Below are 15591 nucleotides of genomic sequence, written 5' to 3'. Positions count from 1 at the left end.
CTATATTAAGGGCTGGTCTTTCGGTTGGCTTTGACGGGGCGGAATCCGCTCCTGAACACTGAGAGGTTTCCGATCCGCAAGGCGGATGTGATCTTGCGCGGTCTCATGAATTGACGGGATCAATGCTCAACAGTCTGGATTTGGAAGGTCGTCCTCAGGACACGCGGGTCGTGGTCGCCATGTCGGGCGGCGTCGATTCGTCGGTGACGGCCGCGCTGTTGAAGTCGGAAGGGTACGATGTCGTCGGCATAACCCTGCAGCTTTACGATCATGGCGCCGCGACTCATCGCAAGGGCGCCTGCTGCGCCGGCCAGGACATTCATGACGCGCGAAACGTAGCAGCGCGGCTTGGCGTCCCGCACTATGTGCTGGACTATGAAAGCCGCTTCCGCGAAACCGTGATCGAGAATTTCGCGGACAGCTATGCGTCGGGCGAGACGCCGGTGCCTTGCATCGAGTGCAACCGGCTGGTCAAATTCCGCGATCTGCTCGCCACCGCGCGCGAGCTTGGCGCGGCCGCGCTGGCGACGGGTCATTACGTCTCCTCGCGCCGTTTGGCCGATGGATCGCGCGCGCTGCTCTGCGCGGCGGACACGGACCGCGACCAGAGCTATTTCCTGTTCGCCACCACGAGGGAGCAGCTCGATTTTCTGCGCTTTCCGCTCGGCGATATGACCAAGCAGCAGACCCGCGAACTGGCGCGCAGCTTCGGGCTTTCGGTTGCCGACAAGCATGACAGCCAGGATATTTGCTTCGTGCCGACCGGCCGCTACACCGATATCATCAGCCGGTTGAAGCCGAACGCGATGGTATCAGGCGATATCGTCGATCTCGACGGGCATGTCATCGGCCACCACGAGGGTATCGTGCATTTCACGGTGGGACAGCGCCGTGGCCTCGGCATCGCCTCCGGCGCGCCGCTTTACGTTCTCAGTCTCGATGCCGCGAACCGGCGCGTCGTGGTGGGGCCGCGCGAGGCGCTCAAGATGCATCGCATCGTCCTGCGCGATGTCAACTGGATTGGCGACGGCGCGCTTGATCGCGCGATCGGTGGCGGGCTTGAGCTGTTCGTGCGGGTGCGTTCGACGCGTAAACCCCAGCCGGCATGGCTGCGTGTCGTCGATGGCCGCTACGAGGTCGAACTTGTGGCCGGCGAGGAGGGCGTATCGCCCGGTCAGGCCTGTGTCTTCTATGACGGGACGGAAGGGCAGTCGCGGGTGCTCGGCGGCGGATTCATCGCGCAGGCCATGGCGCAGCGCGCTGACGAAGCCGCGGCTCAGAACGGCACGCTGGCACAATCTTTCGCCGCCGAGTTGCGCGGGTAGACATCCGGGACGCACGGGAAGCATGGGTAACGACATCGACCGCGCGGGCGTCGCCAGGGCCTATGGCCTCTGGGCGCCGGTATACGATCTGGTATTCGGCAAGGTCTTCGATCCCGGGCGTCAGTCCACGATCGAAATCGCCAATGCAATCGGCGGGCACATCCTCGATGTTGGCGTAGGCACCGGACTGTCGCTGTCGGATTATGCCTCCACGACGAAACTGTATGGCGTGGATCTTTCCGAGCCGATGCTGCGCAAGGCGCAGCAGCGGGTGCGCTCGCTGAACCTCGCCAACGTCGAAACGCTGGCGGTGATGGATGCCAGGAATCTGGCGTTTCCCGATGCTTTTTTTGACGCGGTGGTGGCGCAGTTTGTCATCACGGCGGTGCCGGATCCCGAAGCGACGCTTGACGATTTTGTCCGCGTGCTGAAGCCGGGTGGAGAGCTGATTCTGGTCAATCATATTGGCGCCGACGGCGGGCCGCGCCGCGTATTCGAACTGGCCTTCGCGCCGTTGGCCCGGCGGCTTGGCTGGCGTCCGGAGTTCCCCTGGGCCCGCCTCGTGAACTGGGCCGCGAAACATGGCGGCGTCACTCTCTCGGAACGCCGCCTGATGCGGCCGCTCGGACATTTTTCGCTGATCCGCTACCGCAAATCCTGACGGCATCGGAACCTCCGCTGCCGCCATTCGTTGCCGCTCCATGCGGATGAGAAATCTTTCCCTGTTGATCGCTTTTGTGGCGTTCGCCGATGTTGCGTTCGCGCAGGCCCCGCCGACAGTGGCAACTCCGCCCGGTGCGACGGCGGCACCGCCACCTTCGCCGAATTCTCCGAAATGCGCTCCTCACGATGCGCCCGCGCAGAACGGAACGGCGGACGAGCGCAAGGAGCAGCTGGGCGACAAGCTGGCGAAGTCCGATGGCGTGCTGTGCCCACCTCCGGGGATCGATCCGGAGATTCGCGCGCCGACCCCGGAAGGCGGCAATACGCCGGTGATTCCACCGCCCGGCACTCCCGGCGGCGACCCTGCCGTGCGGCCGAAATAAGCCTGATCCAATCGGTAAGCTGGCATATCCCGCGGCTTTGCTTGACACACCCGTGAGCGGCTTTTTATATGCCGCGCGTTCACGTCGTCGTCGATCGTGAACACTGTGGCGAGGTAGCTCAGCTGGTTAGAGCACGGGAATCATAATCCTGGGGTCGGGGGTTCGAGTCCCTCCCTCGCTACCATTCCTTCTCACATGTAGTGTTGAAGGCTCGGCGAAGTCGGCGGCGACGGCGCACCTTGCCTGAGCGTTTGAGATATGCGACCGGCTGAGGGGAATGCACCAACTCATCGGCGACATCACGCTTTGCATCCTGTTTGCCTGGGGTCTCGGGCTGGCCGCGCATTTCTCCCGGCAGCCGCTGATCCTGGCCTATCTGCTGGCCGGGTTCTTCATCGGCCCGTTCGGAATGGGATGGGTCAAATCGCAGGAATCGATCCGGACCATTTCCGAACTCGGCCTGATCTTCATGCTTTTCATGATCGGCCTGGAAATCGACCTGAAGAAGATCATGCGCGCGGGGCCGGTGATCCTGATCGCCGGCGGCGGCCAGTTGCTCGGGGGCTGTATTCTCGGCGCGCTGTTCTTCCTGGCCATCGGTCTGCCGGACGGCGGGTTCGACGCGCTTTATCTCTGCGTCGCATGTGCGCTCTCGAGTACGGTCATCATCGTCAAGGTGCTTTACGAAAAGCATGAGCTCGATACGCTGCCGGGCCGCGTCACACTCGGCGTGCTGGTGCTGCAGGACGTCTTCGCGATCCTGTTCCTGGCGGTCCAGCCCAGTCTCGACGATCTTCACATGTCCATTGTCCTGCTCTCGATCGCGCGGGTCGCCACGCTGGTCGCGACCGCGCTGATCGTCAGCCGCTATGTTCTGCCTTTCCTGTTTCATCAGATCGCGCGCCGTCCCGAACTGGTGCTGCTCGGCGCGCTGGCGTGGTGCTTTCTGATCGGCGAAATCGCTGAACAGTTGCATCTATCCCGCGAGATGGGTTCGCTGGTGGCCGGCGTCTCGCTTTCGACCTTCCCCTACGCGCTCGATGTCACCGCCAAGGTGACGACGCTGCGCGACTTCTTCATCACGCTGTTCTTCGTCGCGCTGGGCATGACCATTCCGATTCCGAACGGATCGGTGATCGGGCTCGCGCTGATGATCGCGGCCTTCACCGTGGCGAGCCGTCTCGCCACCACCTTCCTGCCCCTGTACCTGATGAAGCAGGGTCTGCGCGCCAGCCTGCTGCCGGCCATCAATCTGGCGCAGATCAGCGAGTTCTCGCTCGTCGTGATTCAAACCGGACTGATTGCGGGTCATATCCAGAGCGAGACAGCGAGCGCGGTGTCGTTCGCGTTCGTGGTGTTGGCGGTGCTGAGCACGTTCGCCATAGGCCGGAGCGATCAACTCTCGCGGCGGGCCATCAGGCTTCTGAAGCGGCTCGGCTTTCGGGATCTCGACCGCCTCCAGGCAGGGGAGGGAGGACATGGCGCAGGGGCTCATGGCGAGCCGCGACGCATTGTCATTCTTGGATTCTTCCGGGCCGCCAGCGCGCTGCTGAACGAGATCGAACGCCGGGACGAGGCGATGCTGGACCAGATCGGGGTGGTCGACTTCAATCCGCTGGTGTTCAAGACCCTCTCCGGCCGCGGCCTTCAAGTTACTTATGGCGACATCAGCAATGTGGATACGCTGGTCCATGCCGGGGTCGGCAGCGCCGAGATCATCATTCTGAGTGTGCCGGACTCGCTGCTCAAGGGCGCTAATAATGAAAAGCTCGTCCGTCACGTCCGCGCGCTGAACCCGACGGCGAAGATCATCTCGAGAGCGGACCGGTTGTTGGACGTCGAGGATCAATATGCCGCCGGCGCGGATTACGTGACGCTCACCCGCCTGACCGACGCGCAGGAATTGTTCGCGGCGATCGAGGCTGCGGAAAACGGGCTGCTGGCCGACAAGCGCGCAGAGACCGACGCTCTCCTGGAAGGGCGGCGGGAGGTGCTGCCTTAGCTGATCCAGGCGCGGGTTCACCCTGCCGGATCATCTATGATGGCATGATGGCGCGACCGCTTTTGCGGATCGCCTCGGTTGCGCCGCCGGCCGCTCTGCGTCATACGAGCTTCCGTCAAACGGGAACGCGCAGAACCATGCCCCATCCGATACCGGAAATCCTCCAGGCCTTCACCAGCGGCGAAATCGTCGTGGTCACCGATGACGAGGATCGCGAGGGGGAGGGCGACCTGATCGTCGCGGCCTCGCTGTGCACCGCGGAGAAGATGGCGTTCGTCATCCGGCATACGTCAGGCATCGTTTGCGCGCCGATCACCATGGAGGACGCGCAACGGCTGCGGCTCGATCCGATGGTCGCGCATAACGAGTCCAACCATACCACGGCCTTCACCGTCTCGATCGACTACAAGCCGGACGGCGGCACCGGCATTTCCGCCGAAGAGCGGGCTTCCTGCTGCCGCGCGCTCGCCAATCCCAACTCCGGCGCCAGCGATTTCGCGAGGCCCGGACACATCTTCCCTCTGATCGCGCGTAACGGCGGCGTGCTGCTGCGCGCGGGCCATACCGAAGCGGCGGTCGATCTTTGCAGGCTGGCGGGCCTGCCGCCGGTCGGTGTCATCAGCGAACTGATGAACGACGACGGCACGGTGATGAAGGGCGAGCAGGTGGCCCGGTTCGCTGACGCGCACGGGCTCAGGCATGTGACCATCGCCGATATCATCGCGTATCGTCAGGCGCGCGAGAAACTGATCGAACGGGTCTCGGAGTTTGCAATCGACAGCCCGATAGGGCCGCTGCAGGGCTATGCCTACCGCTCGCCGTTCGATTCCATAGCTCACGTCGCGTTCGTCTATAACGGCATCGGCGACGGCAGGAATGTCCTGACCCGTTTCCACAAATCCAACATCGTGCGCGATATCTTCGCCGGGCCGAAGCGCATGGAGAAGGTGCTCGAACACTTCAGGACGGACGGCCGTGGTGTGCTGGTCTATCTGAGGGACGGCGCCGCGGGAGTGCCGGTGGCGCCGCTCCCCGAAGAGGGTTCAGCGGAAGCCGATCGCAACAGGCAATGGCGAGAGGTCGGCGTCGGCGCGCAGATCCTGCGCGATCTCGGGGTGACGTCGATCCGGCATCTGACATCGTCGGCGTATGACTACAAGGGACTTTCCGGTTTCGGCATCGAGATCGTTTCGAACGAACACCTTGAAACCTGACGGTGGCTGTAGCGTTGGATTACGGATATACTTTCATCGATCGTGACCTTGCCGACATCGGTATCCGGAACGGCGTGAAGGGATTGTCATGAGTGTTCGTCCGCAGAGCAAGGACAAGCCCGCACCGGTCAGTTTTCAATGGGATGATCCGTTCAGGCTGGACGATCAGTTGACCGAAGACGAGCGCATGATCCGCGACACCGCGCGGGCCTATGCGCAGGACAAGCTGCTGCCGCGCATCGTTAAAGCCTATCAGGACGAGAAGACCGACCGCGAGATCTTCAATGAGATGGGCGAGCTTGGTCTGAACGGCATTACCCTTCCGCAGGAATATGGCTGTGCGGATGCCAGCTACGTCGCCTACGGCCTCGTCGCGCGCGAGATCGAGCGTGTGGACTCCGGCTACCGCTCGATGAATTCGGTGCAGTCCTCGCTGGTGATGTATCCGATCTATGCCTATGGCGACGAGAACCAGCGCAAGAGGTATCTTCCCCGGCTTGCGACCGGCGAATGGGTCGGCTGTTTCGGCCTGACCGAGCCGGACGCCGGTTCCGATCCCGGCGGCATGAGAAGCCGCGCCGAGAAGGTGTCGGACGGCTACCGGCTGACCGGCTCGAAAACGTGGATCTCCAACGCGCCGATCGCGGATTTGTTCGTGGTCTGGGCAAGGTCGGCGGCGCATGACAACCAGATCCGCGGCTTCGTGCTCGAAAAAGGAATGAAGGGCCTGTCAGCTCCGAAGATCGGCGGCAAGCTCAGCCTGCGGGCGTCGGTCACCGGCGAGATCGTGATGGATGGCGTCGTGGTGCCGGAGGAGAACCTGCTGCCGAACGTATCCGGCCTGAAAGGCCCGTTCGGTTGCCTGAACCGCGCGCGCTACGGCATTTCATGGGGCGTGATGGGCGCGGCCGAAGACTGCATGCACCGCGCGCGGACGTACGTGCTGGAACGAAAGCAGTTCGGCCGCCCGCTGGCGGCGGCGCAACTGGTGCAGAAGAAACTCGCGGACATGCAGACCGACATCGCGCTTGGACTTCAAGGTACCTTGCGCATCGGACGGTTGATGGACGAGGGCAGGATGACGCCGGAGATGATCTCCATCATCAAGCGCAACAATTGCGGCAAGGCGCTCGATATCGCGCGGGCCGCGCGCGATATGCACGGCGGCAACGGGATTCAGATCGAATATCACGTGATGCGCCATGCTGCGAACCTTGAGGCCGTCAATACTTATGAAGGCACCCACGACGTCCATGCGCTGGTGCTGGGCCGCGCCATCACCGGCATCCCGGCGTTTTCGTAAGGTTTTCGGGAGCGATGCTGCCTTAGTTTCGTCACGGCCGGGACGAGTTCGGCCATGACAGCATAAATGTAGGCATTCGCCCTAATGTCCGAACCGCCTGACACCGAAGACGACCTTTCGTTCAACCGTGACTTTCCGCTGAGGCCAGGCGTTGCCGAGGAGGTCGTGCCCGGCGTCCGCCGCGTGCTGTGCGATAATCCCGGTCCTTTCACGTTCACGGGAACGGTGAGCTACATTGTCGGGCGCGGCAAGGTGGCGATCATCGATCCCGGACCTGACAGCGAGGCTCATGCGAAGGCGCTGCTCGATGCGGTGAGGGGCGAGACCGTGACGCATATCTTCGTCACGCACACCCACAAGGATCATTCCCCCAATGCTGTGCGCATCAAGGCCGCCACGGGCGCGCGGGTTTATGCCGAGGGGCCGCATCGCGCCGCGCGCCCGCGCTTTGAAAGCGAAATGCATAAGCCGGAATCGGGCGCGGATCGCGACTTTGATCCGGACGTCCGGCTTGGCGATGGCGACGTCGTGACAGGCAAGGGGTGGACACTGGAAGCCGTGACCACCCCGGGTCATACGGCGAACCACATGGTTTTCGCCTGGAGGGAGCGCGGTCTTCTTTTTGCCGGCGACCACATCATGGGCTGGTCCACCTCGATCGTGGCGCCGCCGGACGGGTCGATGACGGACTACATGGCGTCGCTGGAAAAACTCTCGATGCGCGACGAGCATCTGTATTTCGCCGGTCATGGCCCCGAGATCCGGGATGCGCCCCGCTTCGTGCGCTTCCTTGCGCGGCATCGCAGGGCGCGCGAGGCTTCGATCTTGCATCGGCTGGCGAAAGGCGAGGCCGATATCGCGACTTTGGTTCGCGCCATCTATATCGGGCTCGACTCGCGGTTGTCCGGCGCCGCCGGCTATTCGGTGCTTGCGCATCTGGAGGATCTGGTGGCGCGCGGCCTCGTGCTCACCGATGGCGATCCCATTATCGAGGGGCGCTACCGGCTGGCGTGAGCCTTATCGCTTGCCCTTTGCCGGCGGTTTGACCGGCACGGGCGGCTCCTTCACCGGTTTATCGACGACGTTTTCAGCGGCGATATTGATGTCGTCGATCAGGCTGCTGACGCGGGCGGCGTTGCTGCCGAGATCGTGCTCGAAATAACGCGAGGAGGAGCGGATATCGATGCGTGAGCCGTCCTCTGTCGGCATGATCCGGATCACGATGTCTTCACGAAAACCCATGACCGGCGTTCTCGCCACGGCCTCGATATGGCCGGGCTGCCGCGGCGGCTGCGGCGGGCGTTCATCGATCATCAGCCATTTGCGCCGCGTGACGAGTCGCCGGACGATGTCGAAGGCCTGCTGGGCCGTGAGGTCCAGTTCCACAGGCTCGATCGCGGGATAGGCCACGCGTTGCTGCTCGGCTGAATAAAGGCCGGCATAAACGGCGGAATTGGCGCCGTCGGTGCCGCGCAGCCGCGCCAGCGCTTCGAAGTGCGGCGGGTTGACCGGATCGGTGGTGATATCGTGGATCGGCGGCAGGTTGCGATATCTCACGGCGAGGAATGCCGGATAGGCAAGGATCAACACGTTCAGCAGCAGGGCTGTCAGGATACGGCCTATGCCGCGTGAGCCGTCGCGCCACAGCGCCACAAGGCCTGCGAACGCCAAAAGGACCGACAGCCCGGCGCAGGCGAGCGCGCCCAGCAACGTCGCGAGCGCGGGCTTGCTCTCGAGGATGCCGAACCTCACGGCGGCGACGGACACCACCGTCGCGACCGCCGAGAACACTGCGAGCCGCCGCGCCCAGGTCGCCAGCGCGGAGAACGGTTCGATTTGATAGCGTGCGGAAAACCTGCGGGCCATAAGAGCGGTTCGTTGCGGCGGCTCGTCTTCGCCGGGATCGTCTATAGCGTTTCGAGCAAAACGAGTGTTCGCGTAAACAAAGGCCTGATCCTGATTCCATCAAAGCCGGAAAATTTTCTAGCGCATTTTGTGCGGCGGAGAAACGTCGGTGTCCGCGCGTGTCAGCACGGCGAACTCCGCCGCCAGGAAATCCAGAAGCGCTCGCACCGAAGGCAGGAGACCGCGCCGCGATGAAAACACGGCGTGGACGATTCCGGCGCGCGGCGTCCAGTCCGGCAGTACATCCACCAGCGCGCCGCTTTCAAGATCGGCCTTCACCATCATTGTCGGAAATTGTCCGACGCCGATGCCGCGCAACGCCGCGAAGCGCAGCGCCACCATGTCCTCGGTGATGAAACGGGGCGTGTGAGGGATCCGCGCGGCGCCCGCGTCGGGACCGTCGAGGGACCACTCATGACGTTGATGCGGCGACTGCCAGCCGATACTCGGCAGGTGAACGAGATCGGCGGGAACGGGCGGGTGGCTCAGTTTCTTCAGCAGCGACGGGCTCGCCACCAGCCGCTGAGCGCTCTCCGCCAGCACCCGCATCACGAGGTCGTTGTCTTCCAGCGGCGGAAACCGCACCCGGAGCGCGATGTCGATCCCATCCGCGATGACATCGACGCGGCGCGGCGTGCTCTCCAGATGAACCTCGACATCGGGACACTCGGCCATGAATCGGGCGATCATCTCGCCGACCTGGAAGTAGAGGAGCGGCGGCGGGCAGCTTATCCGCACGATTCCCTGCGGCTTGGTGCGCGAGCGCTCGATCAGATCCTGCGCGGCCTCCGCCTCCACCAGCATCGCGACGCAGTGGTGGTAGTAGTCCTGGCCGATGCCGGTGACGGTGAAGCGTCGGGTGGAGCGCTGGATCAGGCGGACGCCAAGCCGGGCTTCGAGCGTCGCCATGCGCCGGCTGAGTCGCGATTTCGGAATGCCGAGCGCGCGGGCTGCGGCGGCGAAGCCGCCGTGATCCACCACCTGGACGAAAAAGTAGAGGTCGTTGAGATCATGCATATCGTTCTATCAATAGAACGTTGAGGCGCGATATTGCCAGCTACCGGGTACTTTGTCTCGCTCATATTGTTGGTGCCAAGACAGCGGCCGATCCGGCCGCGTTATGGAGTAACGGTCATGAGAAAGGTTCTCGGTGTTTTCAGCGCCCCCCGCCAGCATTGGGTCGGCGATGGCTTTCCGGTCCGCTCGCTGTTTTCGCACGCCAGCCACGGCGACCATGTCAGCCCGTTTTTGCTGCTGGATTATGCCGGCCCTGCCGATTTCACCCCGGCGGAGCGGCCGCGCGGCGTCGGCGTTCATCCGCATCGCGGTTTCGAGACCGTCACCATCGTCTATCAGGGCGAGGTCGAGCACCGCGATTCCACCGGCAACGGCGGCCTGATCGGGCCTGGGGACGTGCAATGGATGACGGCGGCTTCGGGCATCCTGCACGAGGAGTTCCACTCCCGCGCCTTCACGAAGAAGGGCGGCGCGATGGAGATGGTGCAACTCTGGGTCAACCTGCCGGCCAGGGACAAGAACGCCGAGCCTGGCTACCAGACCCTGCTCAACGCGGACATTCCCTTGGTCGATCTGCCGGACGGCGCGGGTAAATTGCGGGTGATCGCGGGCGAGTTCGACGGCCGCAAGGGGCCGGCGAAAACCTTCACGCCGGTCGGCATCTACGACGTGAAGCTCAATCGCGACGGCGTTGCGACGCTCAACCCGCCGGAAGGGCACACCGTTGCGGTGGTGGTGCTGAAGGGCACCGTACTGGTTGGTGGCAGCGAGATCGCCCGCGAGGCGCAGTTCGCGCTGCTCGACCGTAATGGCGGCGAGGTGACCATCGAGGCCAATGGTGATGCCTCGGTGCTGATCCTGTCCGGCGAGCCGATCGACGAGCCGGTGGTGATGCGCGGTCCCTTCGTCATGAATACGGAGGGTGAGATCCGCCAGGCCATGATCGATTTCCAGAGCGGCCGTTTCGGCACTCTGGAGCCGGTCGGGGCTGACGCCTGATCAACAACGCTTGCGGGAGGCGGCACGCCGCTTCCCGCTTTTCTTTTGTCTTTTCTCAATCAAGGTGCGCCGGTCTCGTCACCCGCCGCGCGCAATACGCGCGTTTGTGATTTGCGCCGCCGCGTTCGGGAATCCACGGAGCATCTTCCGGCTAAGTGGAATCCGGTTAGCCTGAAGAAAATGCTCTCGATCAAAAACGTGCGCGTATTCTGATCGAAAAACCGGTATCCACTTTTGCGGAATACGCACTAGCTGCCCTTGAACTTCTCGCGCAGCGCCGCTTTCAGGATCTTCCCGGTGGCGGTGTGGGGAATGCTGTCGACGAATGCGACGTCGTCAGGCATCCACCATCTGGCTATCTTGCCGTCCATGAAATCGAGAATTTCCTCGCGCGTTACGCTCTCACCCGGCTTGACGTGCACGATCAGGAGCGGACGTTCGCCCCATTTCGGATGGGGCACGCCGATCACGGCGGCCTCCGCCACCTTGGGATGACCAACCGCGAGGTTCTCCAGATCGATCGACGAAATCCATTCGCCCCCCGATTTGATCACATCCTTCGATCGATCCGTAATCCGCAGGTAGCCGTAGCTGTCGAGCGTGGCGACGTCGCCGGTGTCGAAGAAGCCGTCCGCGTCAAGGATACTGTCATCGACGCGATAGTAGGCGGCGGAGATCGCGGGGCCCCGCACCTTGAGCCGGCCGGGGGTCTTGCCGTCCCACGGCAGCTCTTTGCCGGCGTCATCGGTGAGTTTCATTTCGACCATGAACGGGGCGTATCCCTGCATCTGCAGCCGATCGAGCCTGGCGTCTCCCTTGAGGTGGCTGAACGCGCCTTGCAGTGCTCCGACGGTGCCGCGCGGCGACATCTCCGTCATGCCCCAGGCGTGGCGCACCTCGATGCCCATGTCGTCGAACGCCTTGATGATCGAGCGCGGCATCGCCGAGCCGCCGCAGATCACGACCTTGAGGTCCGGCAGCCTGAGGTTGTCTGTCTCCATATGCTGCAGCAGCATCAGCCACACGGTGGGGACGCCCGCCGCGAACGTGACCTTCTCGTCAGACAGCAGTTCGTAAACCGATGCGCCGTCGAGCCTGGCGCCGGGCATGACCAGCCTGGTGCCCATTGATGGCGCGGAGAACGCGGTTCCCCAACTGTTGGCATGGAATAGCGGCACCACCGGCAGGAGCGTATCCTTCGAACCAGCGCCGAGCGCGTCAGCGTTGTTGACGATCATCGAATGCAGCACATTGGAGCGGTGCGAATACACCACGCCCTTCGGATCGCCCGTGGTTCCCGATGTGTAGCACATCGCCGCCGCGGTGTTCTCGTCAAAGGTTTTCCAGGCAAAGTCGCCGTCGGCTTCCGCGATCCAGTCTTCGTACGCGACCGCATTTTTCAGCGAGGTCCGCGGCATGTGAGCCCCGTCGGTGAGAACGACATAGCGCTCGACGCTCGCCAACTTGCCGGCGATCTTTTCCAGAATCGGGACGAAAGTGATATCGGTCATCACGATGCGATCTGTCGCATGATTGATGATCCAGGCGATCTGGTCCGGAAACAAGCGGGGATTGACGGTATGGCAGACCGCGCCAATACCCATGATGCCATACCAGGCTTCGAGATGACGCCAGGTGTTCCATGCGAGGGTGGCGACGCGGTCTCCCAGCCTGATGCCCTGGCGATCGAGTCGTTGCGCGAGTTTCAGCGCGCGCCCGCGAATCTCGGCGTAGTTGGTCCGATGGATCGGACCTTCGACCGATCGCGTGACAACCTCGCGCCCGGCGTGAATCCTGGCCGCGTGATCGATGATCCGATGACACAGCAGGGGCCAGTCCTGCATCAAGCCGAGCATTCGAGCGTTCCTCTTGATTCGCGCTCCGGATTATCCTTCTTCCGCAGGAGCGCCATGACATTTAACGCGAGGCTTGCCCGCCGCAAACCGCAGGTTGGCGCGGCAGGCCGCGACCGATGGGTCGTGGCGGCGATCGCGATCCTGTTTATGCCAGCAGCGGTGTTGGCTGAAAGCAGGACGCCGTTGCCGCAACCTCGCCCGGCCATCGGTCCGGCCTCTGACGGAAGCGACAGCAAGCATGCGGTGGCGCCGGTGACGTCCCTGGCTCCGCCGGCGCCTTCCGCCTGCCGTCTGGCGCTGACCGATGCGGTCGCCATCGCTCCGAGCATTCCGGCGATCACAGGGCCTGGCGCGTGCGGTGGCGCCGATCTGGTGCGGCTCGAGGCCGTCGTGCTGCCGGATCGGACGCGTGTTCCGGTCAAGCCAGCGGCCACGCTGCGCTGTACGATGGCTTCGGCGATCGCAGACTGGGTTCGCGCCGATATAGCGCCGCTGGCGGAAAGGCTCGGAAGCCGCTTCAGCGAACTCGACAATTTCGATTCGTTCGAGTGCAGGGGACGCAACCGGGTTGCCGGGGCGAAGCTGTCCGAGCATGGGCACGCCAATGCGCTGGACGTTCGTTCAGTCAGAATGTCCAACGGCCGGACGATTACCCTGACCGATCGCAACGTCCCGCGCGAGTTACGTGAAAAGCTGCTGAACTCGGTATGTGCGCGGTTCACGACCGTCCTGGGGCCGGGTTCGGACGGCTACCACGAGGATCATATTCATCTCGATCTGGCCGAACGCCGTAACGGCTACCGGATATGTCAATGGAAGATCGACGATCCGATGCCCGAGGTCGCGCCGTTGCTTCCGCCCGAGCGACCGGCGGAGGCTTCGCTGCGTGAAACGGCGGAAGAAAAGAATGAAAAGCATAAGCTGCAGGAAGGGGCTTCCGAGCGTGCTGCGGCGGCGTCTGGCGCCGTTTCCCAGGCTTCGGGTGATCCGCCCCAACTCCCGGCTGCGGTGCCGATACCGCAAAAGCGGCCCTTCTCCGGCACGAGATCAGGCAAGGTTGCGGAGGATAAGAAGCCGTCCTCTTCCGCTTCGATGCCGTCGACCAGGCTTTCCGCCGCCCGTTCGGCGAAGCGTAAGCACAAGCCGCGCCTCGACCTGCCGCCGTTCCTCAGACCTCTGTTCAACTGATCGTCAGCAAGGGTGGGTCAGGGTCATCCTCGGGATTGACCCGAGAATGATCCTGTTTGGTGGGAAAACGCGTCAGATCAAGATCAACGCATCAGATTGATTATGGCGTCCCGCTTTGCGAGAGGCGGAAAGAATCTGGCGCGAGATGAGGAAAGAGTGATGCGGTTTTCAGCCAGCATCCCGCTTTTCACGACGCCTTCGTCAGTTCGTGCTTCCGCTACCGCCCCACGATGCCATCCTCGCGCTGCGTCGCGGCTCAAGCACGACCACCATCGTTCCGACCTTGACGCGGTCATAGAGATCGATGGCGTCCTCGTTGGTCATGCGGATGCAGCCCGAGGAGATCGAGGTGCCGATATACTCCGGCTGGTTGGTTCCGTGGATACGGAACAACGTGTCCTGGTTGCCCTGATAAAGATACAGCGCTCGCGCCCCAAGGGGGTTATCCGGTCCGCCCGCCACACGTGACGGCAGTCCACCCATTCGCTTGTGAATGTCGGCCGTCGGAATCCAGTCCGGCCATTCGCGCTTGTTGCCGACCCTCGCGATACCGGAGAACGCCAAGGCTTCCTCGCCGACCGTGACACCGTAACGGATGGCCTTGCCGTTATCGAGCACGTAATAGAGGTAATGGCTATCGGAATCGACGAGGATCGAGCCTGGCGCTTCCTTGCGATGATAATCGACGATCGCGCGGCGGAACGAGGCGGCAACCGGCGTCCTCGCGTAAGAGGCCTTGGATAACAGATCCTTGTCGCGCGGCTTGAAGCTGCTGGTGTCGGCGGACTGGTATTGAGTGGCCATGCAGCCCGACAGCATCAGGCCCGCGACCAAAATCCCGAGCTGCTTGATTCGAAGAAACGACATGTTGTTTTCCAAATGCCCACTGAAATCCGGACGGAGCTAAGATTCTTCTGGGCGTATTATTGTCGAATCTCCCTCGAATTCCAGTGCTCAGAAGCCTCGGCCCCTACGTGGGGGTGCGGCTGTGGTATTTTTGCCGCAAATACTGAGCCTTAACGGGGTAGCGCGGCATTCAAGACGGGAGAAGGGGCACATTCCCGCGCACTGGAAATCAACAAGCGGCATTCGCGGCCCGTTGCGGTGGAAGCTCTTGCAAATGTCGGGATCAATCGTGCCGACATCGATTCCGATAACGCGAAAACCTGGCCTCGATAGATCATCCCGTTTGCTGCGGTGCAGCCTTCATAATCTTCAAATGGAAAGGTGGCTGGAGTATCTGCTCCCGGGCGCGGTGCTTGCGACAGCACTTGCCACAAGTTTCCTCGTAAAATTTGAGTGTTCGCCTGAACGCTTTCCAAGAAAAATTGCTGCCATAACCCGAGCGTGAAATCTCGGGAGTTACAATGGTTGAGAAAGTCGTAACGGAGGATCGCAACGTCCTCGATTTTCGCAGCTATCAACGGTTGCGTAGGTTCAGCGCGGTGAAGGCGGTCGCGGATGGTTCGTCTGCTTCCATGCGCACCTGCCGGCATTGCGGTGCTGCCTTGCTCGACGGCGAGGACGACGACGACTGCTCCAGCGCGGGTCTTGCCGCGCCGGCATTGCGAGCGCCGCCGCGAAGGTCTTGCGCGGAGTGAAGTGCTTTGTCGGCGAGCGCTCCGCGATGACGTGAGCCCTCTCCTGCTTGCGGGCCTGACGGGCAGAGCTCGCTTTGAGAGCGTTGGAGAGGCAACTCCGTCCACTAGAGCATGATCCGATCAAGTTGAATCGGA

At 62.8% G+C, this 15591-nt stretch carries 14 protein-coding genes and 1 tRNA gene; 11 read left to right on the top strand and 4 right to left on the bottom strand.

What is annotated here, in order from left to right; all coding sequences use genetic code 11:
• Positions 1–122 precede the first annotated feature (122 nt).
• The 8 genes from mnmA to NWI01_RS04675 all read left to right on the top strand — a co-directional run bounded on the left by mnmA (position 123) and on the right by NWI01_RS04675 (position 7904).
• Positions 123–1325: a tRNA 2-thiouridine(34) synthase MnmA gene (mnmA, locus tag NWI01_RS04710; RefSeq protein WP_141382781.1), complete on the top strand. Its 1203-nt coding sequence runs from the start codon at positions 123–125 to the stop codon at positions 1323–1325.
• Between the two features lie 22 nt (positions 1326–1347).
• Entirely contained in the window at positions 1348–1986 is a 639-nt protein-coding gene (locus NWI01_RS04705) for a class I SAM-dependent methyltransferase (RefSeq protein WP_141382780.1), read from the top strand.
• A gap of 40 nt (positions 1987–2026) precedes the next feature.
• Entirely contained in the window at positions 2027–2371 is a 345-nt protein-coding gene (locus tag NWI01_RS04700; protein ID WP_181410368.1) for a hypothetical protein, read from the top strand.
• A gap of 107 nt (positions 2372–2478) precedes the next feature.
• Positions 2479–2555, top strand: a tRNA-Met gene (locus NWI01_RS04695).
• Between the two features lie 93 nt (positions 2556–2648).
• Entirely contained in the window at positions 2649–4373 is a 1725-nt protein-coding gene (locus NWI01_RS04690) for a cation:proton antiporter (protein WP_141382778.1), read from the top strand.
• A 137-nt stretch (positions 4374–4510) separates the two neighbouring features.
• On the top strand, positions 4511–5587 hold the full coding sequence (gene ribB / locus NWI01_RS04685) for a 3,4-dihydroxy-2-butanone-4-phosphate synthase (protein WP_141382777.1): 1077 nt from the start codon (positions 4511–4513) through the stop codon (positions 5585–5587).
• An 88-nt stretch (positions 5588–5675) separates the two neighbouring features.
• Entirely contained in the window at positions 5676–6890 is a 1215-nt protein-coding gene (locus NWI01_RS04680; RefSeq protein WP_141382776.1) for an acyl-CoA dehydrogenase, read from the top strand.
• A gap of 84 nt (positions 6891–6974) precedes the next feature.
• Positions 6975–7904 carry an MBL fold metallo-hydrolase gene (locus NWI01_RS04675; protein WP_141382775.1) on the top strand — a complete coding sequence of 310 codons (930 nt, stop codon included), beginning with the start codon at positions 6975–6977 and terminating at the stop codon, positions 7902–7904.
• Positions 7905–7907: 3 nt separating this feature from the next.
• Here NWI01_RS04675 and NWI01_RS04670 read toward each other — a convergent pair whose 3' ends face one another.
• Positions 7908–8756 (bottom strand): DUF1499 domain-containing protein, encoded by an 849-nt coding sequence (locus NWI01_RS04670; RefSeq protein WP_141382774.1) that lies wholly within the window; start codon positions 8754–8756, stop codon positions 7908–7910.
• Between the two features lie 117 nt (positions 8757–8873).
• On the bottom strand, positions 8874–9812 hold the full coding sequence (locus NWI01_RS04665) for a LysR family transcriptional regulator (RefSeq protein ID WP_141382773.1): 939 nt from the start codon (positions 9810–9812) through the stop codon (positions 8874–8876).
• A gap of 117 nt (positions 9813–9929) precedes the next feature.
• Here NWI01_RS04665 and NWI01_RS04660 point away from each other — a divergent pair, with 117 nt between their 5' ends.
• Positions 9930–10811, top strand: coding sequence for a pirin family protein (locus tag NWI01_RS04660; RefSeq protein WP_141382772.1), 882 nt, complete (start codon positions 9930–9932; stop codon positions 10809–10811).
• Positions 10812–11059: 248 nt separating this feature from the next.
• Here the strand turns inward: NWI01_RS04660 and NWI01_RS04655 are convergent, their stop codons facing one another.
• Positions 11060–12667 (bottom strand): fatty-acid--CoA ligase, encoded by a 1608-nt coding sequence (locus tag NWI01_RS04655; protein ID WP_141382771.1) that lies wholly within the window; start codon positions 12665–12667, stop codon positions 11060–11062.
• A gap of 54 nt (positions 12668–12721) precedes the next feature.
• Between NWI01_RS04655 and NWI01_RS04650 the strand changes: the two genes are divergently transcribed.
• Positions 12722–13855, top strand: a complete 1134-nt coding sequence (locus tag NWI01_RS04650; RefSeq protein WP_141382770.1) for an extensin family protein — start codon at positions 12722–12724, stop codon at positions 13853–13855.
• Positions 13856–14056: 201 nt separating this feature from the next.
• Here the strand turns inward: NWI01_RS04650 and NWI01_RS04645 are convergent, their stop codons facing one another.
• Positions 14057–14722, bottom strand: a complete 666-nt coding sequence (locus NWI01_RS04645) for a L,D-transpeptidase (protein WP_141382769.1) — start codon at positions 14720–14722, stop codon at positions 14057–14059.
• A gap of 500 nt (positions 14723–15222) precedes the next feature.
• Between NWI01_RS04645 and NWI01_RS04640 the strand changes: the two genes are divergently transcribed.
• Positions 15223–15456, top strand: coding sequence for a hypothetical protein (locus NWI01_RS04640; protein WP_141382768.1), 234 nt, complete (start codon positions 15223–15225; stop codon positions 15454–15456).
• The last annotated feature ends 135 nt before the right edge of the window (positions 15457–15591 follow it).

It is taken from the genome of Nitrobacter winogradskyi (assembly GCF_006539545.1).
Classification (GTDB): domain Bacteria; phylum Pseudomonadota; class Alphaproteobacteria; order Rhizobiales; family Xanthobacteraceae; genus Nitrobacter; species Nitrobacter winogradskyi_A.
The sequence above is the reverse complement of the archived record's forward strand: the minus strand, read 5'-3'. Positions and strand labels throughout refer to the sequence as shown.

Coding starts and splice junctions, on each gene's coding strand:
- NWI01_RS04670 (WP_141382774.1), bottom strand. CDS start 8,756: ATGGCCCGCAGGTTTTCCGCACGCTATCAAATCGAACCGTTCTCCGCG.
- NWI01_RS04645 (WP_141382769.1), bottom strand. CDS start 14,722: ATGTCGTTTCTTCGAATCAAGCAGCTCGGGATTTTGGTCGCGGGCCTG.
- NWI01_RS04675 (WP_141382775.1), top strand. CDS start 6,975: ATGTCCGAACCGCCTGACACCGAAGACGACCTTTCGTTCAACCGTGAC.
- NWI01_RS04700 (WP_181410368.1), top strand. CDS start 2,027: ATGCGGATGAGAAATCTTTCCCTGTTGATCGCTTTTGTGGCGTTCGCC.
- NWI01_RS04680 (WP_141382776.1), top strand. CDS start 5,676: ATGAGTGTTCGTCCGCAGAGCAAGGACAAGCCCGCACCGGTCAGTTTT.
- NWI01_RS04665 (WP_141382773.1), bottom strand. CDS start 9,812: ATGCATGATCTCAACGACCTCTACTTTTTCGTCCAGGTGGTGGATCAC.
- NWI01_RS04655 (WP_141382771.1), bottom strand. CDS start 12,667: ATGCTCGGCTTGATGCAGGACTGGCCCCTGCTGTGTCATCGGATCATC.
- NWI01_RS04705 (WP_141382780.1), top strand. CDS start 1,348: ATGGGTAACGACATCGACCGCGCGGGCGTCGCCAGGGCCTATGGCCTC.
- mnmA (WP_141382781.1), top strand. CDS start 123: ATGCTCAACAGTCTGGATTTGGAAGGTCGTCCTCAGGACACGCGGGTC.
- NWI01_RS04650 (WP_141382770.1), top strand. CDS start 12,722: ATGACATTTAACGCGAGGCTTGCCCGCCGCAAACCGCAGGTTGGCGCG.
- NWI01_RS04640 (WP_141382768.1), top strand. CDS start 15,223: ATGGTTGAGAAAGTCGTAACGGAGGATCGCAACGTCCTCGATTTTCGC.
- ribB (WP_141382777.1), top strand. CDS start 4,511: ATGCCCCATCCGATACCGGAAATCCTCCAGGCCTTCACCAGCGGCGAA.
- NWI01_RS04690 (WP_141382778.1), top strand. CDS start 2,649: ATGCACCAACTCATCGGCGACATCACGCTTTGCATCCTGTTTGCCTGG.
- NWI01_RS04660 (WP_141382772.1), top strand. CDS start 9,930: ATGAGAAAGGTTCTCGGTGTTTTCAGCGCCCCCCGCCAGCATTGGGTC.